This is a genomic window from Altericista sp. CCNU0014 (assembly GCF_044923475.1).
GTDB lineage: Bacteria > Cyanobacteriota > Cyanobacteriia > Thermosynechococcales > Thermosynechococcaceae > JAAURS01.
In genome coordinates this window covers 3987232-4011458 of the sequence record NZ_CP137338.1, presented here as the reverse complement: position 1 = coordinate 4011458, position 24227 = coordinate 3987232, and the positions used below count along the sequence as shown (strand labels likewise).

Sequence of the window (24227 nt, the reverse complement as noted above, 5' to 3'; positions counted from 1 at the left end):
ACGCCCATGACCTCTGACCTCCCAACGGATGACCAGGCTACGGCGCTATTTTTAATGGAAGCGGGGGAGTTGTGCCAGCAATTTGAAGAAGGGCTGCTGCTTTTAACCCGCGAAACCAACCCCCTCGATTTGCAAAAGATTGCCCGGATCGCCCGAGCCATTTATCAGGGTGCGGGTCAGGTCGGGCTGGTGGACCTTCAGCTTTTAGCCCTGGGGTTGGGTTCGCTTTTGGAAGGTTACGAGGAAGATCCCGACCGCGAGACCGTCGTTTCGGATCTGCTCCACCACTTTTGCGATAGCCTCCAGTGGTCGTCGATCGTCCATCGCTCCACGCCCGATCGCGTTGAGGGCACGAATCGACGAGAGTTTGTCCTTAATGCCTTGGTGCCTAAAGCGCTAGAGATTGTCAAGCTGATCTTGGCCCAGCCCCTTCAAGCTAAAACTCAGCGGCAGCTTTTGCAGCAGCAAATTCAGTGGATTCAGTGGTGGAGCAACTCGCTCGATCTCGCGGAGCTGAAGACGATCGCCGAAGCAACCCTCAGCGCGATCGCCGCGTTTCCTCATGCGGCAAACGCGATCGCGACCGTCGCGCTGGCAGGCTTTCAGGTTGCCAACGGTGCGACGCTCCAGCGGTTGAGCGCGTCCGAACCGGAACTAGCGCAATCCTCTAAGGCGCGCTCGACCGAACCGCAAGTCACTGATTTCCTGGAACGATCGTCCGCTGCCGCCCTCGATCTGAGCCAGCATTTAGCAGGTCTAGCCCGTCATGCTATTTTTTGCGTTGCAACCCAAAGCATCGCGGAAATCGTCTTACCCCAGCCCGACCAACGACTGCACCGGGACGGGCAAGAATACCTTCGCTGGCAAGATCGCCTGCTGGTCCTCCACCGATTTGTCGATCTCTGGCCGCCGCGAGGAACCGCCGTTCTAGGACGAGAAAACGCGCCGCCGGAGGAACTGATTTTAGTCCTCAGACACGAGCCTCAGCCCCTCGCTTTGGCATTAGAAGTCGAGCGATTGATCGTGGAGCCAGAACTCCCCCTCGGTCAACCGGATGGCTTTACCTTTACGCCCCACCGATGTCGGTATGGCTGGACTTGCCTTGAGGGCGGTGCTTGGATCGAAGTTGTGGATGTCAACGGCTTGCTTCAGTCCCGTCCGCTCCCAGATCTGCCCGCGATCGATTTCGACCGTGCCGTTCCGCTCGTTGCAAAATACGAACGTAGGGCTGTGCTTTCAGGCAGCTCGGTTTTCGCCGCACCCCCCGCCAAAACGACTCCGAAGACCATTTTGGTCGTAGACGATTCCAAAACCGTGCGCGAGATTTTAAGCGCGACCCTTCAGGAGGCGGGTTATCGAGTCATGCAGGCGAAGGATGGCCAGGAGGCGATCGCCCATTTACAGCAGCAACCGGAGATCCACCTCACCATTTCCGATCTGGAAATGTCGAACCTCAACGGCTTTGAATTTTTGCGCCAACGCCTGCAAGACGAGCGCTGGAGTCGGATTCCAGTCTTGATTTTAAGCAGCCACACTAGCGATGAATACCGCCAACTCGCTCGAAAACTAGGCGCGGCAGACTATCTCACCATTCCGTACGATTCCTCCACCTTGCTAGAGACGGTTAAACACTTAATTCAAAATATTTGATTCGACATTGTCGATTGAAGGCGGAGAATCTGAGGATTGCGCCCGCTACGTCAGACCGACAAGCTTAGCGCTCAGTTCCCACATGCGCTCGCCTTTCGCATCGTCGCGGGCCTGCGGAGATACCTTCTGAACGAACGACTTGCGTCCTTCCTTCTGACGGTTGCCCCAGCTAAAGTAGGCTCCAGACTGCTTGTATTCGGGATCTGCCATCACAGCAGCAACCCGCTCTCCAGAAAGTTCCTGAGACACGTAGCCCTTCGTAATATATTTCTGAAAGAGTGGAAATAGCTTCTGAAAGAGCGGATAGTGGTTGCGGAATAGAGGCGTGTCGGCCACGCAGCCCGGATAGAGGGACGTGAAGGTGATATTGGTTGACTTGTGGTAGCGACGGTGTAACTCGCGCATGGTCAAGACGTTACACACCTTGCTGTCTTTGTAAGCTTTGACAGGCTCAAACTTTTTGCCATCCACCATAGAGATAGGCTCCTTAAAGCCCGCTTCAAAACCTTCAAAATTCCCTAAGTTTGGACGCGGATAGACCTTACCCCCTGGTTCGTCCGGGTTATGGGTAACGGTGCCTAAAATCACGATCCGCTTGTCGATAGCGGTAGATTTTTTGAATTCATCCAGCATGAGATTGCAGAGCAAAAAGTGACCCAGGTGATTCGTCGTCATGGTTAGCTCGTAGCCCTCAGGACTGCGGAGGGGTTCCTTAATGAGCGGCATGTAAATGGCAGCATTGCACAATAAAGCGTCGAGCGGTCTGCCGCTAGCGCTAAATTCCCGGACGAAACGCCGCACATTGTCTAAGTCGCCCAAGTCAATCTGCATCAGACTGAAGCTGCCTTGGGGTAGTCCGATGGATTGGGCCGCTTCTCCTGCCTTGCGCAGATCGCGGCAGGCCATGACGACATGCCATCCCTTTTCGACAAGCGCTTTAGTGGTATACAAACCGACCCCTGAAGAGGCACCCGTAATGATGGCAGTTGGTTTCTGGTATTGTTCCATTTCAAATTCTATTGAGCGCTTCACTGTTGTTACGATCTTACACCTCTGAATCATCCTCCCTTATTTGTTAAGGTGTCTTACGCGATGAGAGGGGAGATTGAAAGGGGGGCTGAAAAGGTGCTACGGCTTTGGTCTAATGCTGCAAAAATCGAACGCGGATCGAGCGGTTTCGGTTGTTAGAGAGCGGTCTTGATTTTGCAAAACTTAAGATTGAAGTCGGACTTAAAATTCAGCGTAAAATAGGACGTACGCCTAAAAATTTTTAACAAGCGTTATTCTGAAGCATCAAACGCTTGTTCGTGGGGATTTAATCCGACTCAACGCTACACCCTACCGAAATTTTCCTGGAGTAGTTATGAAAGCATTGCTACTGTGGCCGTTTTTACCCAACTCTTTTTGGTCCTATCGAGAAACGCTGGCGCTGGCTGGCCTGCGCTCTACCAACCCGCCGCTGGGACTCATTACGATCGCTGCTATGCTGCCCTCGGATTGGGAAATCCGCTTTGCAGATCGCAACGTGCGTCACGAAACTGAAGCGGATTGGCAATGGTGCGATTTGGTCGTTATTTCAGCAATGATCATTCAAAAAGAGGACTTTCGCGCTTTAATCCAGAAGGGAAAATCGCTCGGAAAAAAGGTGGCGGTGGGGGGACCTTTCCCGACTTCAGTTCCCGATTTTGCGCTGGAGTGTGGAGCTGACTATCTCATTTTAGACGAAGGCGAATTGACCGTTCCCTTATTTTTAGAAGCGCTAGGTCGAGGCGAGTTGAAGGGTGTCTTTCGCTCGGCAGAGAAACCGGATGTGACCCAAACGCCCGTCCCGCGCTTCGATCTGCTGGATTTGAGCGCCTATATGGCAATTACCGTTCAGTTTTCGCGCGGATGCCCGTTTCAGTGCGAATTTTGCGACATCATCAACCTTTACGGTCGAAAACCGCGCACCAAAACTCCAGAGCAGCTCCTCGCGGAGTTGGAGGTGCTGTACCAAATGGGATGGAATCGCTACGTCTTTGTCGTAGACGATAACTTCATCGGCAACAAGCGAAATGCCAAACTGCTGCTGCAACAGCTCATTCCTTGGATGGAGGCTCGCCGCTATCCGTTTATTTTGCTGACTGAAGCTTCGCTGAACCTAGCCGAAGATGACGAACTGATCGAGCTGATGGTAAAGGCGGGCTTTACGATGGTGTTTATGGGCATTGAAACCCCGGATACCGACAGTCTGGTGGGCATCAACAAGCTTCAAAATACGCGCCAGTCCCTGCTCGAATCCTGCGATAAAATTACCCGAGCCGGGCTGCAAATTATGTCTGGGTTCATTATGGGGTTTGATGGCGAAAAGCCAGGAGCGGGACAGAGGATTCAATCCTTCATTGAAGAAACTGGTATTCCGCAGTGTCAGTTCAGCATGCTCCACGCCCTTCAGAATACGGCCCTGTGGACTCGCTTGCAGCGGGAGGGTCGGCTTTTGGATGGATTTGGCACCTTCCATCAGGGAGCTATTATGAACTTTATTCCGACCCGCCCTCTGGAGGACATTACGGAAGAGTATATCGAGGCGTTTTGGCACATTTACGAGCCGATGCCCTACTTGAAGCGCACGTTTCGTCACTTTACGCGCATGAATGGCTGGCGCGGCAGCACTCGTCGCAAGCTAACTTGGACGGAACTTCGGCTTTTCTTCGCAATCTGCTGGCGGCAAGGGGTGCTGCGCTCTACCCGATTTCGGTTTTGGGGGCAGCTAATGGCGATCGCCCTTCTCAAACCCAAACTCTTGTTCGATTACTTGGTGGCCTTAGGCGCAGGGGAACACTTTTTCATGTACCGCCATGAAGTGAGAGCGCAGTTGTACGACCAATTAGCAGCTCTGAAAGCGGAAAAACAGCAGGCCGCTTTTGCGCCGCCCTTGGAAGTCGCCCGTCCCGATCCCGTCTCCGTCTAATGCCTGAGGGACCACTTTGCCGCGAGGATCGCCACTTGGGTGCGATCGCGCAAATGGAGCCGTCGCAGCAGACTGTTGACGTGATTTTTGACCGTCCGCTCTGAAATATAGAGCTGCTCGGCAATTTCGCGATTGCTGCATCCGGTCGCGATGAGCTGCAAAACTTCCTGCTCTCGCGGGGTCAGCTGCGTATAGGCTTCTGGCGGTTCTTCTGGAGCGGGAGTGCCGGAAAAAGCCTTCTCTACTAGCCCTGGGCCGAACTGGGTATAGCCGCGGTGAATGGCTCGAATCGCATCGGCCAGTTCAGCGGAGGGCGTGTCCTTGAGCAAGTAACCTTTGGCTCCGCAGCGGAGCGCCTGGGTCACGTATTCATCGTCGTCAAAGGTGGTTAAGACGAGAACTTTAATATCGGGCGCTCGTTCCGTTAAGGCGCGGGTGGCCGCAACCCCATCCATAATCGGCATCCGCACGTCCATTAACACCACATCGGGCTGCAGGGAAAGGGCTAACTCGACGGCGGCTTTTCCATTTTCAGCTTCGCCTACGACGGTCAAGTCTGATTTAGTTTCTAGCAGGCTGCGAAGTCCCTCGCGGATGATGCCCTGATCGTCTACCAGCAAAAGCCGAATCATCGAAAACCTCCCTGGGGAATGTTGAGATGCAGGCGGCATCCGCGACCGGGCTGGCTGGTGAGGTCGAACGATCCGCCCAGCGCCTCAGCCCGCTCCCGCATGCTTTGAAGCCCGAAGCCGGTGGTATTTTGAGTGGGGTCAAACCCTCGACCGTTATCTTCCATGATTAATTCCAATGCGGTGGAACTTTGGGTCAAGGTAAGGCTAACCTCGGTGGCTTGGCTGTGTTTGGCGACGTTGGTCATGGCTTCTTGCACGATGCGGTAAAGGGCGATCGCAATCTCGGTCGGCAGTTGCTGAGTTGCGGGCAGGTGAATCGCGGTCTGAATTCCCGTCGTGCGTTCGAACTCCTGCATTAACTTTTGGATGGCATCGCGAAAGGATTGCCCTTGAAGGGGTGGTTGGCGGAGGGTTGCGACGGACTGCCGGACGTTTTGGAGTGCTTCTTTGCCCAACCTGCGCGCCTTTTGTAAGTGTTCTCCCGCCCGTTGCCGATCTTCTGACAGCCACAGTGCCACATTCTCAAGCTGAATGCTTTGGGCAGTCAGCGAATGGCCGACGGAGTCGTGGATTTCGCGGGCGATGCGATTGCGTTCCTGTAGCGTAGCCTGATTTTCAATCAGCAGGGCGTAGCGACGGAGTTTTTCATGGGCGAGGGAAAGGCGATCGCGACTCTGGCGTTCGGTCAAGATAGCGCTCACCATCATCAGGACAAAGACCAATACCAACCCAAACAGCAGGGCCGAATTGAGGGTCAAGTTAAAGACCGCGCCCTGCACCTGCTCCGGCGATAAATTGCGCGGCATGCGCTCGGGGCGCGCGAGATCGGGGTCGAGAAAGCGGCGCAAGCCCAACAGCAATCTCAATACAAAAGAACCGAAGGCCAAGGTTGCAGTGACTAATCGTCCCTTCCACGGGAATAAGAGACAGGCGCGGACCACCACCACCAGCAGCAACGCCGGAAAGCTATTCCCTCTTTGTCCGCCCCATAGGATCGTCAGCCAGCTCAATCCAAAACCTAAAGCTGTAAACAGGATTTTTTGAGTTTGCGATCGCTGGGAAGAGAGCCGCAGACCTAAAATTCCCAAGGCTGCAATGCACAGAAACACGCCAAGGGGAAGATGTTCGCCGCCCCATCCACCCTCTAGAGTTCGCCGCAGCCTAGGCCTTCTGCCTGGAAAAGGTGTGGGTAATGCCGTCAATGTTGCAATGCCCAGCAGAACCCACTCCAGGTAAAGCAAGAGCGGAAACGGATGTTTCAGCCAAGGCCAGCGTCGTAGGGCAGTCGCAGTTTCCACAGCAGGAGTCTCTAAAGCCTTTAATATAAACCAGGCCGCTCGACCCTCAGTAGGATCTGAGGTTTCGCATTGTTCGAGCTGAGTCTAGTACCAAAGTCCTAATTTCAGTTAGGTCTTTAGATACAGCCAGGTTGGGAACTTCGATCCGAGCCGATCGATAGGTGCAATTCCTAAAATGAAAGAGCGAGTAAAGACAGCTCCCTTTCACGGGTCGCTTTTTCCTTAAGATACTTGGGTGAATGAAATGAAACTACGTTCTGTATTGTTGGCAAGCGGCGCTGCCGTCCTGTTACCTATCGGTGGATTTGCGCTGACGCAAGCTGTTCTGCACGAAACTGCAATGGCAGAATCTCCTGCCGTCGTGGCTCAGGATTCACCAAGGCCGGGATCTTGGGGAAAAAGAGGCTGGGGAAATAAGTGGCAGGAGCAGCTCGGTCTCAGCGCAGATCAAAAGGCGCAAATTCAGAAGATTCGCGATGGGGAAAAATCGGCTTCTGAAGGGCTGCGCGAGCAAATGCGGGCTGCCGTCGAAAAGCAAAAGTCCCTCATGGCGGGTAGCGCGAGCGACGAGCAGCTTCGCCAGCAATACAAGGAAATCCAGGCACTGCGCCAGCAAGCCAGCGATCGCCGTTTTGAAACGATGCTTCAAATCCGGAAGGTTCTGACCCCAGAGCAGCGCGCTAAAGCAGCCCAACTGATGCAGGAACATCGCGGCCATCGTCGGCGCGGAGGTGGCAGACAGGCAATGGAAATGATGTCGAACAGCTTGGAGTTCTAAAGAATTTGCTGGAAGTTAGGGCGTCGATTTAGTTTCTAGACGAATTTATCTGTGCGATTACTACAGAGCCTCGCGTCCATGGGAAGCAAGGCTCTGTACTGCGCTTTTCTCAATCCATGTTGCTATTCTTTTGGGATGCTACGCCGTTCCGATCGAGTAAGTCCTGGAACTGGCGCATTTGTTCTGGGCTGCTGAATATCCGCTTTGGGAGAATGCGATAGAGCGATCCGGAGTAGAAGAGTAAAAACATCTCTTTGGTTTCGCGAAAGCCAGTATAGTGCTGCCATTGTCTGAAATCTCGAAACCCTTGAATTTGAAACTCTACTCCCGCTTCAGCGATAGATAAGGTAATGGGTTGCTGCATCTGGATCGTACGTTTCCAAGTTCGTGCGATAGTCCAGCGTTTAGTAGGGCTAAACCTCGGGAAGGCTAGGTGTAAAAACAGAAAAGAGCTTAGAAGACACACTAAACTCGAAAGCCAGTAATCGCTTGCTGACATCGTTTCATAAGATACATCTGGTAGAATTTGCACGGCTCGCAAGAGATCGCGCAACCCACCATACGTCAAGGTAGTAACACTTAGGAGAGAGAGTATTTTATTGGAAGAAGCTATTTCTGCTGCGCGCAGGTAGTCGTTTGCAGATAGTTGATAACTCAGGATCGCGATCGGTTGGCTGTTCATACAGATCGTACGGAGTCTTGCGTGAGATCGATGTAATTTTTGACGCGGTGCCGAACGAGGTCGCGAAACCGATCGAGTTCATCCTCACTGGCAAAACATTGTTTTGAAATCATCTTGCTTTCCCCTGTAAACCAATAGACGATAAAGACCATCTGGCTTTCTATAACGCGATTTAAGGCAGCCCATTCCCAAGTAATTTGCAGTGATTTTGAATTTAAGCTGAGTTCGATTTCTGTTGCAGTTAGCGTCCTGCGTTCGCCCATTAAAGGATTCTTTTGCCACGTCCGTTCGCAGCTTTTTCTTTGCCCTCGCATGAAAACACTTGGGTGAAGACATACGGAATTAACTATGGATGCCACAAGACTGATGCAGCCAAGAGCAATATAGGTGGCTGCATCATTTCCAGACAGTCGATCGAATTGCATCCAAACGAGGAGCTGATTGTCGATTCCAGTCCCGCTCGGGTGATTCAAGGCAAAAATTCCGATCCAAAAGCTGAAAAATGCGGTCAGCAACCCTAAAATCGGGACTCCTCTTGAAACTCCCCACAACATCCAAGGGTTAGCAAGTCTAGCTTTATTTATGGCCTGACCGCCGTCAATATACTCTGGCAAGGTGATTTGATAGTCTGACTGGATCGTCACGATATTAAATAAATCGGTATTTCAATCTGTTATAGCCTCTCTTCCTAGAACGTGACGAGAGCAAAATTTAACGATCGAACAGTCTCGATCGTTAGAATTCTTAAATTTCTCCCAAGACTGCATAGATTGGCAAAAACCCTTTGATAAAGTATCAATACAGACTAAAGTCATATAAAAATCCACGTTCAGCGTGGGAATGACCCGATCCGTGGGGGAGCCGTGAATGGTTTACAGATCGCATCGGGTTTCTGAATTTGTTCGACATTTCCCCTCAGCCGAAGGATATTAAAAATGACAATGTTTCTATTCCGTACACCCTTAAATACCTCCATTGCAACAGTTCTGGGAGCTAGCCTTGTTGCACAGAGCCTATTCCCGAGTTCGGCGATCGCCCAAAGAACATTTTTTTCCGACGTTCCAAACTCCTACTGGGCGAAACCCTTCATCGAACGATTGGTTAGAGAAGGCGTTATTAACGGTTATTCCGACGGTACCTTTAAGCCCGAGCAAACCGTAACCCGCGCCCAATTTGCGACCATTTTGCGTAACGCCTTCAGCGAAGATGCAGTTCGCAGGAGCCGAACCTTTAAAGATGTGCCCGCCAAACACTGGGCTGCGGCTGCCATCGATAAAGCCTACACCACGGGTTTTATGTCCGGCTACCCCGACAACACATTCCGGCCAGATCTAAAAATTACTAAAGCTCAGACCCTCGTTTATTTGTCCAACGGGTTGCAGCTTCCCGAACCAAAATCTGTCAGCAAGGCACTATCTTTCTATCGAGACAGTACCGAAATTTCAGAAGATTCTAAAGTCGGCATTGCTGCTGCTACAGAAAATAAATTGGTCGTCAACTACCCTAAAACCTCCTTTTTGAACCCAACCGATGAAGTGACCAGAGCAGACGTTGCCGCAGCAGTCTACCAAGCGCTCGTCAAACAAGGAAACCTGCCTGCCTTACCTGCGGAGTCAAAAACAGTCGCTTACATCGTCAACTATGCCGCCAAAGATCAAACTGCCAGCTCGAGCAGTCCCACTAGTACCAACAGCACAACTACTAGTACCACCACTGAAAACACGAGCACCTCTCAAAACAATAAACTCGTAGCGCGCGGCACGGCATTGACGGCAAGATACCCAGGTGGCAACGATGTGAAACTCATTGTGGCTTCAAGCGAAACCGTGCAGACTAACCTTGAGGTTGCCCAAAGTGTTGCCAATGCCAGCGGAACGACGCTTATCCCAGTCGGCAGCCAAATCCAGGGACGATTTCAGCCGGTCAATATCAGTGGAACTGCAGGTAGCCAATATTTTGCCGATCGGCTGATCGTTGACGGTAAAACCTATACAGTCAGTATTACGTCAGACCCCCTCGCGCCCACTCCTAAAGAATCCATATCTCCTAACTCAGTCAGAGGCGGTCTTTCTACCCTTGCAGGTAGATTGTTGCTAGGACGCATTTTTGGTGGTGGTATCAATCTAGGTTCTATCCTGGGTGGCGTTTTAGGCGGTGGCAATAGTTCCTCCCTAGGCGGATTACTGGGAGGTAGTAATGATTCCCTAGGCGGATTGCTGGGAGGAAGTACTCAGAGCGGTAATGTCGTGGTTGTCGAACCCTCAAAACTTCCCCTAAAGATGCAAAGCGACCTGATAGTTGCCCGTCAATCGAACGGGAATCGTCATTTGGCTCTAAGTATCGCTCCGCGCTTCTCGCATCGCTGAAGCATTCTTACCTAAAACTCGATCGATGCAGGTTTTGCCGAAACGTGTTGGATATACCAGTACAGATTCCGCAAAACCTGCTCCCTACCGAGCCATTTTATTCGATCCGCTCCTGCCGTCGCTAGCAATTAGACCCTTTCAAAACGCTTCGTGCTTTACTAAAATCCCTGGCTCTTGCTGAATCGGCAATACTCCCAACGCGTCGATTTGGGCGCAGTATTCTAAGTCTTCGTAAAGTTTCAAACCCAGGAGGCGCTGGCCGTGAGTCGCATGCTTGAGAAGCGATACCAAATCGTTTTGAAAACTGCGGTATAGCATCACCGCCGCCACAGCTTCATCATTTCCTGCCAGATCGTCGAGGGAGACCGCTCCTGCCGCTAGGACCCCTTCAACCACCGCACCAGCACACCCCGTATCTTCAAGGGAAAAATTGCCTTCCCATCCAGATCCGACGATCCACACTGTTTCTGGCTGCTGCTGAAGCAAGTAGCGAACGACGGTCGCTCTATTAATAAAAGCTGCGGTCAGTACGGTTTTGGCAGACTGAATGCAGGCAAGTGCTCGGGTTCCATTGGTCGTGCTGATGAAAATGCGGGCACCTTTCACACGATCCGGGGTGCAGTCTAGAGGAGAGTTGCCCAAGTCAAACCCCTCTACCATCTTGCCCCCTCTCTCCCCAATGCGGATGCGGTGGTTAGGATCCCAAGATTCGCTCGCGTCGAGAAGGTTTTGCAAATCGCTGAATGCCTGAACCCCCGCCGCCCCAGCATTTAAAGCCGTTGCAATGGTCGAAGTAGCTCGCAGCACATCCACTGCGATCGCGCAGTCAGGTAAAGGGCCCGTTGGGGGTACTGCCTCGGGGGTGTGATAGACAAATAATTTCATGGTGGATAAATAAAAGTTCCCGTAACTGACCGCAGAGCCACTGAAATATCTTTAATACTGCATGACAGCACTGGATACATGGCATAGCATACCCCAAGGTATCTCTTAACAGAGCAACCTGACCGTTCTCCAGAAGCAAAAAATGCTAATAAAGAATTTATACAGTCTATAAAAGTAAGCAACACCACCGTAAAGCAGTGGGGATTTTGCAGCAATAGTAGGTACGACAACAGAGGCCACAGACGTTTACCTGTGGCCTCGTTCGATGGATCGGACCGTTCTCAGACGCGCGGGTTATTTGCTTCCCGATGCGCCACCAAAGGATCCCATCATGGAACCCAGTCCTTTGAAGGACTTGCTGTTTTTCATCAAAGCCAAAAGTTTTTTGAGGTCGACCGTCAATGTAGGCGTAGGGTAAGACTCTAACAGGCTCAAGGTGCCTAACCCCTCTTTTGAAGAGGCTGCAATTAAAAGTGCCCCTCTTAAAGCTACCACTTCGGTTTCTCCAGGGAGTATGGTCGCGCCCGCCACCTCTGAGAGCAGTCCATCTGCGGCGGGGGTTTTCAGCAGCTTATCGACCTGCACCACATTGAACGGAAATTTCATGTTGAGGGTTTTGGTCAGAGATTCTCTATCTTTATCCTTGATCAATCCTAAGAAAGACCCCAGCTCGGCAGAAGGTTTCCCCGTTTGAGCGTAATCCTTGAGATCGGCTACTGCGATCGAGCGGTAAACTGGCCCGTATCTCATCGTGATTTTATCGGCACTCCACCCGGCCTCGGCTGAGACCATCGACCCAATGCCGCACAACGCTAAGCCCGACGTAACACCAATTACTAAGCGACGGAAGGAACGCAGATTAGTCATAGTAAGAATGTTTTCTGAGTGAAATGTGTTTTAAGTGAGAATGAAGCGGGGAACAACTGTTCGGTTAAACCGAAGGTGCAGCGCTGACATTTTAAGCTATGGGACATAGCTCATGGATGCTTGAATCCCGAACGATGTTCCTAGTCGCCTAAAATTTCCATCAAGTATGAAGGAAGCCTGCGATTCGGTCAACCGCAACGCTCAGAGTAGGGGGGTCTTGAACCAGCGCAAAGCGGACGTATCCCTCGCCGCACGGTCCAAATCCAGCGCCAGGGGAAACCGCAACTCCGGTTTGGGCTACCAGTGCTTTGCAGAATTCAATTGAGTTCTGCTGCCACGGCTCGGGAAGCTGCGCCCAAACGTACATCGTGGCCTCTGGCGTGGGAACCATCCAGCCTATTGCATTCAGCGCGTCGATAAACGTATCCCGTCGCGTTTTGAAGGTTGCGACGGTTTGGCGCACTTCGTCATCGCAGAGGGTTAAGGCAGCGGTGGCTCCGGCCAAGATGCCTTGGTACTGGTTAAAGTCAACGATCGTTTTAATCTGCCGCAGTCCATAAATCAGGTTGGCGTTGCCGATCGCATAGCCGATCCGAAACCCACCCATGTTGTAGGACTTGGAAAAGGTAAAAAACTCGATGGAGCAATTGCGATCGCGGTCTGCCTGAAGAATTGAAGGCATGGGCCGTTCGGTAAAGGCCAGGTCCGCATAGGGGAAATCGTGGACGAGTGCAATGCCATGGCTCTGGCAAAAGTCTACGGCCCGCTGGAAAAAGTCGAGGTCTGCGATCGCCGTGGTGGGATTGTGGGGATAGCTCAACACCATCATCCGCGCTTGCCGCACGATGTCTGGCGGAATATCTTCAAAAACCGGAAGGAAGCGATGCTCGGCTGTCAGCGGCATGGGGTAGACTTGCCCCCCGGCTAAATAGACCCCTCCCGCATGGGACGGGTAGCCCGGATCTTGGAGCAGCGCGTAGTCCCCTGGATTCAGAATGGCCAGCGGTAAATGGGCAGTGCCTTCTTGAGATCCGATCAGGGATAAAACTTCCGTTTCCGGGTCTACGGCGATGCCAAATTTCTTCTCGTACCAAGCTGCTGCCGCTTCGCGAAAGGCGCGCGTTCCGTGGAACAGCAGGTAGCCGTGGGTGCTCGGGTCAGAGAGCGATCGCCCAATCGCTTCCAGAATTCGAGGCGAAACGGGCAGGTCGGAGGAGCCTAAAGAGAGATCGATAATGTCTTGCCCTTTACCGCGCGCCAACTGTTTTGCTCGATCCATCTCGGCAAAGACATTGGACTTGAAGGATAAAAGGCGATTGGATAACTGCATGCGGATATCGGGTTCGTGCCCCAAACTCAGAGTGAACCTTTGCCCGAACTGTTCGCAACGGAGCTGCAAAGGATTCGGGTGAATCGCCTCAAGCATTGCTTCCCATCTAAGACGTCTCCCATCTAAGACGGAGGCTGCTTGATTTCAGCGCGCAGCTTTTCGAACTCCGCATCCATGGCCGTCGCGGGAATGTTGGCCGCAGCCTCATCCGCAGCAGGAAGCGCCCCTTGTGCTTGAGGCGTCCCTGCAATTGACTTGGGTTCTAAGCTCGCCTTGAGCTGCTCCAGTTCGAAATCTACGTCGCCGCCGGCTTCTAAAGCAGCAAACTTATCGGAGAGGGAATCCCCTGCTAGTTCTGCAACGGCTGCCGACCGAGCCTCCATTTCTAAGACTTTCTCTTCCATGCGGTCGAACGTGCTCAGAGCGCTGGCCGTATCAATTTGGCCCATCGCTTGAGTGATCTGCTCGGTGGCCTTGGCCGATCTAGCCCTAGCCTTCAGCATATCCTTCTTCGTCTTGGCTTCGGCAATCTTGCTTTCCAAGCCCGTCAAGCCCTTGCGCATGGTTTCCACTTGGTTAGTGGAAAGGTCGAGCTGCTGCTTGAGGCTTGTGGCAGTCGTCGCAAAGGTTTGCTTGCGGGTTAGCGCCTCGCGGGCGAGGCTTTCATCCCCTTTTTGCAGGGCCAGTTGCGCCCGTCGGTACCACTCGTCCGACTGGGTTTGCGCTTGGTTGTACTGCTGCTCCAACCGCTTTTGAGAGGCGATCGCCCCTGCTACCGCTTGGCGGAGCTTAACCAAGTCTTCCTGCATGTCATTCACGGTTTGCTCCAGCATTTTTTCTGGATCTTCAGCCGCGCTGACCGTTGCGTTTATATTAGAGCGAAGAACTCGACCGATTCGATCAAATAAGCCCATGATGTTGCTCTTCCTTCATCAAAAAAATGTTCGATAGCCTATTTTTAAGCGCCAAATGTTGAGACGGGATACTTTAGCCGAGATGCACGCCACCATTTTAGCTTTACTTACGATTGCTGAACTGCTCTTAAAGAACTACTCTCTCCCTAAATGCTGTTCGGAGTCTAGTTCTGAGCCACAATAGATGCTGGAAATCCCTGATTTTTTAGCTCGTTCACCATTTGCTGCGCCTGCTGCAAGCTGTCTAAGGACCCCAACTGGATTCGCCTTTGGCCGCTCACATCGGTCACAAATGCATCGGGGACGAGCCGCCGGGCTTTGCGAAGCGTTTCAGCGCTGCCGTTGGCCGCTAACACGATGTAGTTTGCTGCGTTAGGGTCAATCGATGGCGTTGGCGATGGCGTTGGCGTCGCTGAGGGACGGGGGGGAAGCGCGCCCGTTTTGGCAAGGTTGGCGGAGACAGCCTCCGTGGCGATCGCCGAATTAGACAGCGGCGAAATCGATGGAGTCGGTTGTAATGGCGGCGATGCGGAAGATTGAGGCGTTACCGCAGGGGCAGAGGGCTTGGCTGAAAACCATCGCTGCGCCAACATCACAAACAGCCCAGCCAGTGCGATCGCGCCCAGAACGAGCAATACAATTCCCGCGCCGACGACCCACCGTTGCTTCGAAGCGGGTGGTGCGGGTTCTCGTGCCGGAGAAGGTTCGGTTTCGGTGGGTTCGTCTAAATGCTTCAGCAGCGCCTCCGATGATTCTAAATAATCTTCAATAGAGGGGTCTAAGAATCGATCGAAGGCTTTTGGCTGCGCCGTCAGTTCGGCACCGTAAGGTTCCGGTAACGTCTCGCTCTCATCCTCGCTCTCTAGCTCCGCAGTAACCCGATCTAGCTCCCCTTCCGTTGCTTCTGGTTCGTCGCTGACATTGTTTGCCTCAGCAGAAAACGTCCTCGCATCGTCCGTCGCGAGGAATGCTTCTAGCGTTGAATCTGAGGAGGGCAATACTGCATCGTCTGGATCGGCGCTGGGCAAGGCAAGCGCGCTCGCCGCTTGGCTTTGACGATCGCGATACAGCGCCAGTTCTGACTCTAAAGACAGATCTAAACAGGCGATCGCCGCCTTGAGTCCCTCTGGCAATGAAATGGGTTGGTTCTCGACAGACATGCGTTTTTACTCCGAATCGCCGCCGTTGGCTTCTTTAGCTTTGCACGAATTTTAGAGACAACTCAAGTTGCATCGCCGGATCGACTTAGGACCGATTGCTCAGTTAGGCTTAACTGGAATACCGATTGTCGCCATTTTTGGATTCTCATGGACACTCTGCCCTCCGTAACTGCATCCAAGACGTTGCCGCCCAAGCTCCCGATCCGAACCATCCTCCGTTTAGGGCTATTTCAGATGGGGCTGGGCATTATGTCGATTCTGACCCTAGGGGTGCTGAACCGAGTGCTCATCGATCCGGCTTTTCTGGCGATTCCCGCCACCCTTGCCGGGGGAGCCTTGGCCATGTACCAGTTTGTTTCGCCGATCCGGGTCTGGTTTGGGCAGCTCTCCGACTCAAAACCGCTGTTCGGCTACCATCGGACCGGGTATGTCCGGCTGGGCACGGCGATGTTTACCCTGTGCGCCTTTGCTGCGGTTCAGGTCATCTGGCGGCTGGCAGATAGCATCAAATTGGAGGGCTGGACGGCAAATACGTACGGCTGGATGGGCTTGCTGGGCCTAACCTTTGCCCTCTACGGAATCTGCGTGAGCGCCAGTTCGACGCCGTTTGCCGCGCTCCTAGTCGATGTTTCCGATGAAGACAATCGCTCCAAAGTGGTGGGCGTGGTGTGGGCTATGCTCATGGTCGGGATTGTGATTGGCGCTGTAACCAGCGGCATTTTGCTCAAGGGTCTGACTCCAGAAACGCTGCAATCTACGATTAACAGGCTCTTTCTCGTCTTACCCGCCTGCGTTTTAGGATTTGCCTTTATTGCGACCTTTGGCGTGGAAAACCGCTACTCCCGCTACGGGTATCGATCGGCGATCGCCGGACGCGAGGACCAAATCACTCTAAAAACCGCCTTCCGCATCCTCACCGCCAGCCGCCAAACGGGGATATTTTTTAGCTTCTTGGTCCTGATGACCCTCGGCTTATTTCTCCAGCAGCCCATTCTAGAACCCTATGGCGGCGAAGTCTTTGGCATGACGCTTTCCCAAAGCACGCAGCTCAACGCCTTTTGGGGCATCGGCACCCTCATTGGAATTACGGCAACGGGGTTTTTGATCGTGCCGCGCTGGGGGAAACAGGCCACGGCGCGCTTTGGCTGTAAAGCGGTCGCGGCTTGTTTTCTCGGCGTCATCGCCGTGGGATTCACCCAGTCTCAACCTGCACTCCAGCTGGCTATGATTGGCTTAGGACTGGGCTACGGACTGGTGACCAATAGCGCCGTGAGCTTGATGCTGGACCTGACGGCAGCAGAAACGGCAGGAACCTTTATTGGCGCTTGGGGCTTGGCCCAAGCTATGTCCCAAGCCAGCGCAACGGTGGCAGGCGGCGCTCTCCTGGATTTAGGCCGTTCGCTGTTTGGGGCGCAAACCCTGTGGGCCTACGGACTGGTCTTTCTCGTCGAAGCGCTGCTGATGCTGTCAGCGGTCGTTTTACTCGACAAAGTAAATGTGTCAGAGTTTCGCGATCGCACCCAAACGGCGATCTCCACCGTCCTCGCTCAAGAACTCGATAGCTAACTCAAACCCTTGCGCCGCAGGCGAGCGCGCGGATCGACGTCATTAAACTTAACAGTGATTTTACACTTCGTAATATTACGGCACTTCGGAACAGGTTACTAAGTTAAAGGGGGACTTGGTCGAGCTCTAAAAAGTAAGGTTTGAGCCTCCAGCCAATGCTTCAGAAAAGTCCTACACATTTGTTAATGAACAAAGAATAGGGGCGCGAATCGTTTTAATGTAAAAGTTAAATTCTTAAAATCCCAACCGCATTGGCCCAGTGACCTTCTCAGATTCGCTGAAATCCTTCAGTGCGTTTGATTAAGAAACTTGTATCGTTCCATCGTCATTTATAGCGCAGTAATTTGAAGGGAGCCTTCGAAAGCAGATGATTGTAAAGTCAAGTGGAGGAAGCTCAGTCGCACGCCCGCAGTTGTACCAGACTGTCCCCGTTGCGACCATCATTCAAGCGGAGCAGCAAGACCGCTTTCTACAGCAGGGCGAGCTTAACGAGCTGTCGATCTATCTCAGCTCTGGTCTTAAGCGCCTCGAGATAGCAGCAGTCTTGGCTCAAAATGCTGAGGTTATCGTTTCTCGTGCTGCCAACCGTATTTTTGTGGGCGGCTCGCCCATGGCTTATCTAGAAAAGCCTCCCGAACGGGAATTGGCTTTTGTTGGCGGCGGCAGCGATGCTGCCCGAGCCCAGAAAATGGGGATGACAACCTACGTCGAATCTAGGGGTAGTTCTATCGGCAGCGCGTTTCGGTCTGTCCTTCGCTCCTCTGCGATCGGCGGCCCTACCCCCCCAGGTTTCCGACAGATCAATATTTCGCGCTACGGCCCCGAGCGAATGCAGAAATCCCTGCGCGACCTAAGCTGGTTCTTGCGCTACACCAGCTATGCAATCGTCGCAGGGGACCCCAATATTATTGCGGTTAACGTCCGCGGCCTGCGGGAAGTCATTGAGAATGCCTGCTCGACCGATGCGACCCTAGTAGCACTGCAAGAAATGGGCGGAGCTGCAATCTCCTATTTCAATGGCGATGCAGATGCTCAAGCGCTCGTTCTGCAATACTTTGAAGTTTTAATCAACGAATTTAAGGCTGCCACCCCTTCCGATAAAGTTCGCAAGGGTAACTCTACCGATCAGCAAGGGTTGCGCTTACCACAAATTTATTTTCTCTCTGCAGAACGCCGTCCCAAATTCGTCATGAAGACGGGGCTGTCTACTTCAGAAAAAAATGAAGTCATCAGAGCCGCCTACCGTCAGGTTTTCGAGCGGGATATTACCAAAGCCTATAGTCTTTCCAATTCCTACCTAGAGACCAAGGTGAAAGGCGGCGAAATTTCCATGAAGGAATTCATTCGGCGTCTGTGCAAATCTCCGCTCTACGGAAAACTTTTTTACGAACCCTTTATCAACAGCCGTGCCTTAGAACTGGCCTTCCGTCACGTTTTGGGTCGCGGTCCCAGCAGCCGGGAAGAAGTCCAGCGCTACTTCTCCATTGTTTCTTCCGGCGGTTTGGCCGCACTGATCGATGCCCTCGTCGACTCCCAAGAGTATTCTGATTACTTTGGCGAAGAAACGGTCCCTTACCTGCGCGGTTTGGGACAAGAGGCTCAAGAATGTCGGAATTGGGGCGCTCAGCAAAATCTGTTCCGCTACAGCGCGCCTTTCCGAAAGAACCCTGAATTCTTAACGGTTTTTGCCTCTCAAGACCAGCCCCTCCCAGACCAGCACGTCTACGGCGTGGGTCACGACCCGCTGGAAATTCAGTTTGGTGCTATCTTTCCGAAGGAAACCCGCACGCCTTCTGCTGCCCCTGCCCCCTTCGGCAAAGATACCCGCCGGATTTTGATTAACTGCGGGCCGGGAATCAATAACCAGCTGAGCAACCCCGATGCTTGTGGCGTTGCGCCGGGTACCCTAGGTCCTAAGGTCTTTAAGCTGGATCAGGTTCCGAGCTTTAATCAAAAAATTGGGAAGCGCAGGGCGACTAACAAGGGCGTCAGCGTTAAGTTTTCGGAAAGCTCGACTCAGGCGATTATCCGGGCCACCTACCTCCAGATTTTCGGACGCGATCTCTATGACGGTCAACGTCAAAAGGTGGCGGAAATTAAGCTCGAAAATGGTGAAATCACTCTTAAAGAGTTCGTCCGCATCTTGGCGAAGTCCAACGTGTTCCGGAGTTTGTACTGGACGCCGCTGTATGTCTGTAAGGCGATCGAGTACATCCACCGTCGCATCTTGGGGCGCCCAACCTACGGTCGTCAGGAGATGAACCGCTATTTCGATTTGTGCGCCAAGAAGGGTTTTTACGCCCTCGTCGACGCCCTCATCGACAGCAAAGAGTACGAAATGGCCTTCGGCGAAGATACCGTACCCCACGAACGCTATCTCACCCCTGCCGGATTGTCCATGCGCACCGTTCGCGGTAGCGCCGCCGCTCAAATGGCTCAGGCAGCTCAGACCGAACCCACGCCTCGCTTTATCGAGCTGGGAGTGGCGCAAAATCAACCCGCCGAATCTCAGATTCAGGGTCGAATCGGCCAAGGCGTGAGCAAGCAACGAGAGCAAACCAAGGTCTTCAAGCTGACCAGGAACGTCGATAAGACGTACCTCAAGGCGCTGACCCAAGCGGCCTATCGGCAAATCTTCGAGCGCGATCGCAATCCGTTCAGCATCCAGAACGACTTCACCGTTCTCGAAACCCAACTCAGCAACAACGATATCTCCGTTAAAGAATTTATCGAAGGTATCGGGACTTCGCCCCTCTACGTCAAGGAATTTTATACCCCATTCCCCAACACCAAGGTGATCGAACTCGGAACCAAACACTTCCTAGGACGCGCACCCCTCGACCAAGCTGAAATCCGGCTTTACAACCAGATTTTGGCCAAGGATGGGATTAAAGCCTTTATCCGAGCCATGGTCTACAGCGCGGAATACTCCCAGGTCTTCGGCGAAGATACGGTACCCTATCGTCGCTTCCCGACCCTACCTGCGGCAAACTTCCCCAATACCGAGCGGCTGTACAACCAGCTCACAAAGCAGGACGACAGCATTGTGGTCCCTAGCTTCTCTCAGGTGTAACGTTCTGGTTACAAAAGTTCGCTTTTCGGTACAGCTTTAGCTTAAAAAAAGCCCGAACGCTCCTCATTTTGAGAAGCGTTCGGGCTTTTTTTAAGAAATATTGCTACATTAGAAGCTCTGTCCGATATTTTCTAAGGCCTGCTGGGACTGGTTTTCGCACAGAAAATCTTAAAGCTGAAAGCAGAGTTTTAAAAAGTATTACAGCTTTATCGGGATCGTTACCGTAATGCCGGAAAATGATTGCGGTAGGGAGCTGGCTCTGAGTTACTTCATCGAACTCACAAGACAGCATTGTTTTCGGTTGGCGATAGGTGCGGGCGAGCGTTTGCTCGAACGCGAGCAAGCCGAAAGTTCCCATCCGTTGCAGAGAGACTTCCTGCGCGTAGCGATACCGTAAAGTCCCTTAAGATAGTTTTGTCGATCTTTCTTAACTAGAGGAATCCATCAATGAGTGTAGTCACGAAGTCAATCGTGAATGCGGATGCTGAAGCCCGCTATCTAAGCCCCGGAGAATTGGATCGGATCAAAGGGTTTGTCACCTCTGGCGAACGTCGTCTTCGGATCGCTCAAGTTCTCACCGAAAACCGCGAGCGCATCGTTAAGGGTGCTGGCGACCAAATGTTCCAAAAGCGTCCCGACATCGTTTCTCCCGGCGGCAATGCCTACGGTGAAGAAATGACCGCTACCTGCCTGCGCGACCTCGACTACTACCTCCGTCTCGTCACCTACGGCGTGGTTTCCGGCGACGTTACCCCCATCGAAGAAATTGGGATTGTGGGCGTCAAGGAAATGTACAATTCCTTGGGTACTCCCATCCCCGCAGTCGCTGAAGGCGTCCGCGCTATGAAGAGCGTTTCTGCTTCTTTACTATCTGGTGAAGATGCTGCTGAAGCTGGCGCTTACTTCGATTTCGTCATCGGTGCAATGCAGTAGTGGGTTTTTCTTCTTCTGCGATCGCTCTAATAACGATTGAATTTAAGGTTTCAAGGTAGATTAGGAAACGAAATTATGCAAGACGCCATTACCGCAGTTATTAACGCCTCTGACGTTCAGGGTCAGTATCTAGACTCTTCTGCACTCGACAAACTCAAAGGTTACTTCCAGACCGGCGAACTTCGCGTTCGGGCTGCTTCTGTGATCAGCGCTAACGCCGCTACCATCGTCAAAGAAGCAGTTGCCAAGTCCCTTCTGTATTCAGACATCACCCGTCCCGGCGGCAACATGTACACCACCCGTCGCTATGCAGCTTGCATTCGCGACTTGGATTACTACCTCCGCTATGCCACCTATGCCATGCTAGCTGGCGATGCCTCCATCTTGGACGAGCGCGTTCTCAACGGTTTGAAAGAAACCTATAATTCCTTGGGCGTTCCCGTTACCGCAACGGTACAGGCCATCCAAGCAATGGGTGAGGTCACTTCCGGACTCGTGGGTCCCGATGCTGGCAAAGAAATGGGCGTGTACTTCAGCTACATTTGCTCTGGCTTGAGCTAAGCCACTTGAGATTGCAAAATCTCATCTCGATTCAGTAGGGGTCTGGGAAATTGAGGGTGAAGGCTAGCTTGTTAAAGACTAATCTCAGGTAGCAATATAGAGGTTGGTTTTGACAGTCTGGTTTTTATCTTGAGTTCCCAGACCTTCGCTCCATTTAAGGCAGAAAACTTTACAACGCGAATAGACGGATAGGAGAAAGTCAGATCATGCGGATGTTTAAGGTGACAGCTTGTGTGCCCAGCCAAACCCGGATTCGCACGCAGCGGGAATTACAAAATACTTACTTTACAAAATTAGTTCCTTACGATAACTGGTTTACCGAGCAGCAGCGCATCATGAAGATGGGCGGCAAAATTGTGAAGGTCGAGCTGGCAACCGGTAAGCCCGGAGCGAATACTGGTTTGCTCTAGTGCTTTGATGGGTCAATACATCACATGTTTGCTAGATGAGGGAGGTTGGCGTTGCCGATCTCCCTTAATGCGTTTGACAACTTGGTTGAAGCCTTTCTACAAACGAGACGCGCCAGTCGAGAAACTTCAACCCATGAAGAGATATCTAGCTAGCGTCTTTTCGGAATAAATCCGCTATACTGACAACGATTTGGCTCCGGTGCTTTGCTTGTGAACCTTCGCCGCGTTATTCCATTTTTAGATCCTTCTATAGAACAGTGGGCGACTGAGGCCCGCGTTCTCAATTGGCTCACGTTTATTTGGCTGTTTCTTGGCTTGACGGTGCTTTATTCGGCTTCGTATCATGCGGGGTTGGTGAGGTCTGAGGATGGTCTGTTCTATATCAAACGGCAGCTGATAGGGGTACTGTTTGGCCTCGTGGGGTTCACATTAGCGGTGCGGATGCCGCTCAAGCGGTTTTTGATGGCTGCGAAAATTCTTTTCTTTATCCTGCTGGGGCTTATTTTTATCACTCGTTTGCCCGGTATTGGCACTTCGGCCAATGGAGCCACGCGTTGGATTCAGATCGGTCCGTTTCCGCTCCAGCCGACGGAAATCATGAAGCCAATTTTGGTTTTGCAAAGCGCTCAGATTTTTGCGCGATGGACTCGGTTGACGCTACAGGAAAAAATGCTATGGCTGGGTTTATTTGCCTTAACGCTACTGGGAATTTTGATCCAGCCTAATTTGAGTACCGCTGCGCTGTGCGGCATTACACTTTGGTTGGTGGCTTTAGCGGCAGGTTTACCCTATTTTCAACTGGGCGGAACAGCCTTGGCAGGTATTCTCGTTGCCGTCACGAGCGTGAGCATTTCTGCCTATCAAAGGCGGCGGTTGGTGTTTCTCAACCCTTGGGCCGATCCGATGCAGGATGGGTATCAGCTGATTCAAAGTTTGCTAGCTGTGGGTTCCGGAGGGCTTTGGGGTGCGGGTTTTGGGCGGTCTCAACAAAAGCTGTCTTATCTGCCGGAGCAGCATACGGATTTTATCTTTTCAATTTTTAGCGAGGAGTTTGGCTTGGTCGGCAGCATCTTTTTGATCTTGATGCTCATGCTCTATAGTTTTTTAGCGCTGAAAGTAGCCCTCAAAACCCCTCACCCGGTTTACCGATTAATTGCAATTGGGGCAATGATCTTTATGGTAGGACAGTCTTTCCTTCACATTGGCGTGGCAGTCGGGGTGTTGCCTACAACTGGTCTGCCTTTACCATTGTTCAGCTACGGCAGTAATTCCATGATTGCCAGCTTAGTTATTTCGGGACTGCTAATTCGGGTGGCCCGCGAAAGTGAAGAGTCCAATGTCGTTCCACTGCTGCGCAACGCTCGTTAGAATTGAAATACATTAATACATTATTAACTGGGTCAATACTTGCTGCAATGACCGTTTTTGAGCGCATTCAATTGAGCTTGTATGGGCTGGACCAGTGGGCCAATACTTTAGTGGAGCAGCAACTCAGCCATTTAAACCTTCTCAGTCTCGCACTTTTGTTTGGGGTTGGTTTGCTGACGAGTTTTACGCCCTGTACGCTATCCATGCTCCCGATTACGGTGGGCTACATTGGGGGCTACGAAGCTCAGAGCCGCTGGCAGGGGATGGCTCAGTCCGCTTGGTTTGCCCTCGGCCTTTCGACAACGTTGGCTGGCTTGGGAATTGGGGCCGCGTTGTTGGGTCGAGTCTACGGGCAAGTCGGAACGGGCTTAGGCTTGGCCGTAAGCGCGATCGCCATTCTCATGGGGCTCTATCTGCTAGAGGCGCTGCCGCTGCGACTGCCCGCGCTCTCCCTCGGCCAAAATTGGAATTTAGAAGCCGTTCCTAAAGGAATTCGTGCTTTTTTGCTGGGATTGACCTTTGGGCTGGTGGCATCACCGTGCAGTACCCCGGTACTGGCGACCCTCCTGGCTTGGATTTCTAGCACGCAAAATCCAATGCTGGGCGCGGGGTTGCTGTTGGCCTATACCAGCGGGTACGTACTGCCGATTATCGTGGTGGGAACGTTTACAGCAACCCTCAAGCAGTTTCTGTCGATTCGTCGCTGGTCGGGCTGGATCAATCCGGCCAGCGGCGCGTTGCTGGTCGGGTTTGGCGTATTTTCGTTGATGACGAGGTTTTTGCCTTCTGCGATCTAGGGGTTCA

At 52.4% G+C, this 24227-nt stretch carries 21 protein-coding genes; 11 read left to right on the top strand and 10 right to left on the bottom strand.

Annotation, left to right across the window (positions count from 1 at the left end):
* Positions 1–6 precede the first annotated feature (6 nt).
* Positions 7–1650 (top strand): response regulator, encoded by a 1644-nt coding sequence (locus R6H26_RS19170; protein WP_404784689.1) that lies wholly within the window; start codon positions 7–9, stop codon positions 1648–1650.
* Between the two features lie 45 nt (positions 1651–1695).
* On the opposite strand, the gene R6H26_RS19165 is transcribed toward R6H26_RS19170, so the two are convergent.
* A complete protein-coding gene (locus R6H26_RS19165) occupies positions 1696–2658 on the bottom strand; it encodes a protochlorophyllide reductase (protein WP_404784687.1) in 963 nt (320 codons plus the stop codon).
* A 355-nt stretch (positions 2659–3013) separates the two neighbouring features.
* On the opposite strand from R6H26_RS19165, the gene R6H26_RS19160 reads away from it, so the two are divergent.
* A complete protein-coding gene (locus R6H26_RS19160) occupies positions 3014–4600 on the top strand; it encodes a B12-binding domain-containing radical SAM protein (protein WP_404784686.1) in 1587 nt (528 codons plus the stop codon).
* Here R6H26_RS19160 and R6H26_RS19155 read toward each other — a convergent pair.
* Together R6H26_RS19155 and R6H26_RS19150 are read right to left on the bottom strand one after the other, a co-directional pair.
* A complete protein-coding gene (locus R6H26_RS19155; RefSeq protein ID WP_404784684.1) occupies positions 4597–5232 on the bottom strand; it encodes a response regulator in 636 nt (211 codons plus the stop codon). The two genes, R6H26_RS19160 and R6H26_RS19155, sit on opposite strands and share 4 nt — an antisense overlap.
* Positions 5229–6530 (bottom strand): sensor histidine kinase, encoded by a 1302-nt coding sequence (locus tag R6H26_RS19150; protein WP_404784683.1) that lies wholly within the window; start codon positions 6528–6530, stop codon positions 5229–5231. Before R6H26_RS19150 ends, R6H26_RS19155 begins: the two co-directional genes overlap by 4 nt.
* Before the next feature lie 244 nt (positions 6531–6774).
* On the opposite strand from R6H26_RS19150, the gene R6H26_RS19145 reads away from it, so the two are divergent.
* Positions 6775–7308 carry a Spy/CpxP family protein refolding chaperone gene (locus tag R6H26_RS19145; RefSeq protein ID WP_404784681.1) on the top strand — a complete coding sequence of 178 codons (534 nt, stop codon included), beginning with the start codon at positions 6775–6777 and terminating at the stop codon, positions 7306–7308.
* A gap of 109 nt (positions 7309–7417) precedes the next feature.
* Here the strand turns inward: R6H26_RS19145 and R6H26_RS19140 are convergent, their stop codons facing one another.
* Both R6H26_RS19140 and R6H26_RS19135 read right to left on the bottom strand, forming a co-directional pair.
* Positions 7418–7990 (bottom strand): YcxB family protein, encoded by a 573-nt coding sequence (locus R6H26_RS19140; RefSeq protein ID WP_404784680.1) that lies wholly within the window; start codon positions 7988–7990, stop codon positions 7418–7420.
* Positions 7987–8634: a YcxB family protein gene (locus R6H26_RS19135; protein WP_404784679.1), complete on the bottom strand. Its 648-nt coding sequence runs from the start codon at positions 8632–8634 to the stop codon at positions 7987–7989. The genes R6H26_RS19140 and R6H26_RS19135 overlap by 4 nt, the downstream gene beginning before the upstream one ends.
* Positions 8635–8925: 291 nt before the next feature.
* On the opposite strand from R6H26_RS19135, the gene R6H26_RS19130 reads away from it, so the two are divergent.
* Positions 8926–10356 (top strand): S-layer homology domain-containing protein, encoded by a 1431-nt coding sequence (locus tag R6H26_RS19130; protein WP_404784678.1) that lies wholly within the window; start codon positions 8926–8928, stop codon positions 10354–10356.
* 138 nt (positions 10357–10494) lie between these two features.
* Here the strand turns inward: R6H26_RS19130 and R6H26_RS19125 are convergent, their stop codons facing one another.
* The 5 genes from R6H26_RS19125 to R6H26_RS19105 all read right to left on the bottom strand — a co-directional run bounded on the left by R6H26_RS19125 (position 10495) and on the right by R6H26_RS19105 (position 15512).
* The gene (locus R6H26_RS19125; RefSeq protein ID WP_404784676.1) at positions 10495–11241 is read right to left on the bottom strand and encodes a 2-phosphosulfolactate phosphatase family protein; all 747 of its coding nucleotides are present in this window, start codon (positions 11239–11241) and stop codon (positions 10495–10497) included.
* Positions 11242–11535: 294 nt separating this feature from the next.
* On the bottom strand, positions 11536–12108 hold the full coding sequence (locus R6H26_RS19120; protein WP_404784674.1) for an alpha/beta hydrolase: 573 nt from the start codon (positions 12106–12108) through the stop codon (positions 11536–11538).
* Positions 12109–12268: 160 nt separating this feature from the next.
* Positions 12269–13438: an LL-diaminopimelate aminotransferase gene (locus tag R6H26_RS19115; RefSeq protein ID WP_404791376.1), complete on the bottom strand. Its 1170-nt coding sequence runs from the start codon at positions 13436–13438 to the stop codon at positions 12269–12271.
* Positions 13439–13560: 122 nt separating this feature from the next.
* Positions 13561–14352 carry a PspA/IM30 family protein gene (locus tag R6H26_RS19110; RefSeq protein WP_404784672.1) on the bottom strand — a complete coding sequence of 264 codons (792 nt, stop codon included), beginning with the start codon at positions 14350–14352 and terminating at the stop codon, positions 13561–13563.
* A 164-nt stretch (positions 14353–14516) separates the two neighbouring features.
* Positions 14517–15512: a hypothetical protein gene (locus R6H26_RS19105; protein WP_404784670.1), complete on the bottom strand. Its 996-nt coding sequence runs from the start codon at positions 15510–15512 to the stop codon at positions 14517–14519.
* 147 nt (positions 15513–15659) lie between these two features.
* On the opposite strand from R6H26_RS19105, the gene R6H26_RS19100 reads away from it, so the two are divergent.
* From R6H26_RS19100 to R6H26_RS19070, 7 genes are all read left to right on the top strand, one after another.
* A complete protein-coding gene (locus R6H26_RS19100) occupies positions 15660–17078 on the top strand; it encodes a BCD family MFS transporter (RefSeq protein WP_404784669.1) in 1419 nt (472 codons plus the stop codon).
* 367 nt (positions 17079–17445) lie between these two features.
* Positions 17446–20151 carry a phycobilisome rod-core linker polypeptide gene (locus R6H26_RS19095; RefSeq protein ID WP_404784667.1) on the top strand — a complete coding sequence of 902 codons (2706 nt, stop codon included), beginning with the start codon at positions 17446–17448 and terminating at the stop codon, positions 20149–20151.
* Between the two features lie 447 nt (positions 20152–20598).
* A complete protein-coding gene (apcA, locus tag R6H26_RS19090) occupies positions 20599–21084 on the top strand; it encodes an allophycocyanin subunit alpha (protein WP_404784666.1) in 486 nt (161 codons plus the stop codon).
* Between the two features lie 75 nt (positions 21085–21159).
* Positions 21160–21645 carry an allophycocyanin subunit beta gene (apcB, locus tag R6H26_RS19085; RefSeq protein ID WP_404784664.1) on the top strand — a complete coding sequence of 162 codons (486 nt, stop codon included), beginning with the start codon at positions 21160–21162 and terminating at the stop codon, positions 21643–21645.
* A 206-nt stretch (positions 21646–21851) separates the two neighbouring features.
* Complete coding sequence (locus R6H26_RS19080) at positions 21852–22055, top strand: phycobilisome linker polypeptide (RefSeq protein ID WP_404784662.1); 204 nt, start codon at positions 21852–21854, stop codon at positions 22053–22055.
* A gap of 210 nt (positions 22056–22265) precedes the next feature.
* Positions 22266–23423, top strand: a complete 1158-nt coding sequence (locus R6H26_RS19075; RefSeq protein ID WP_404784661.1) for an FtsW/RodA/SpoVE family cell cycle protein — start codon at positions 22266–22268, stop codon at positions 23421–23423.
* 47 nt (positions 23424–23470) lie between these two features.
* Positions 23471–24220: a cytochrome c biogenesis protein CcdA gene (locus R6H26_RS19070; RefSeq protein WP_404784660.1), complete on the top strand. Its 750-nt coding sequence runs from the start codon at positions 23471–23473 to the stop codon at positions 24218–24220.
* The last annotated feature ends 7 nt before the right edge of the window (positions 24221–24227 follow it).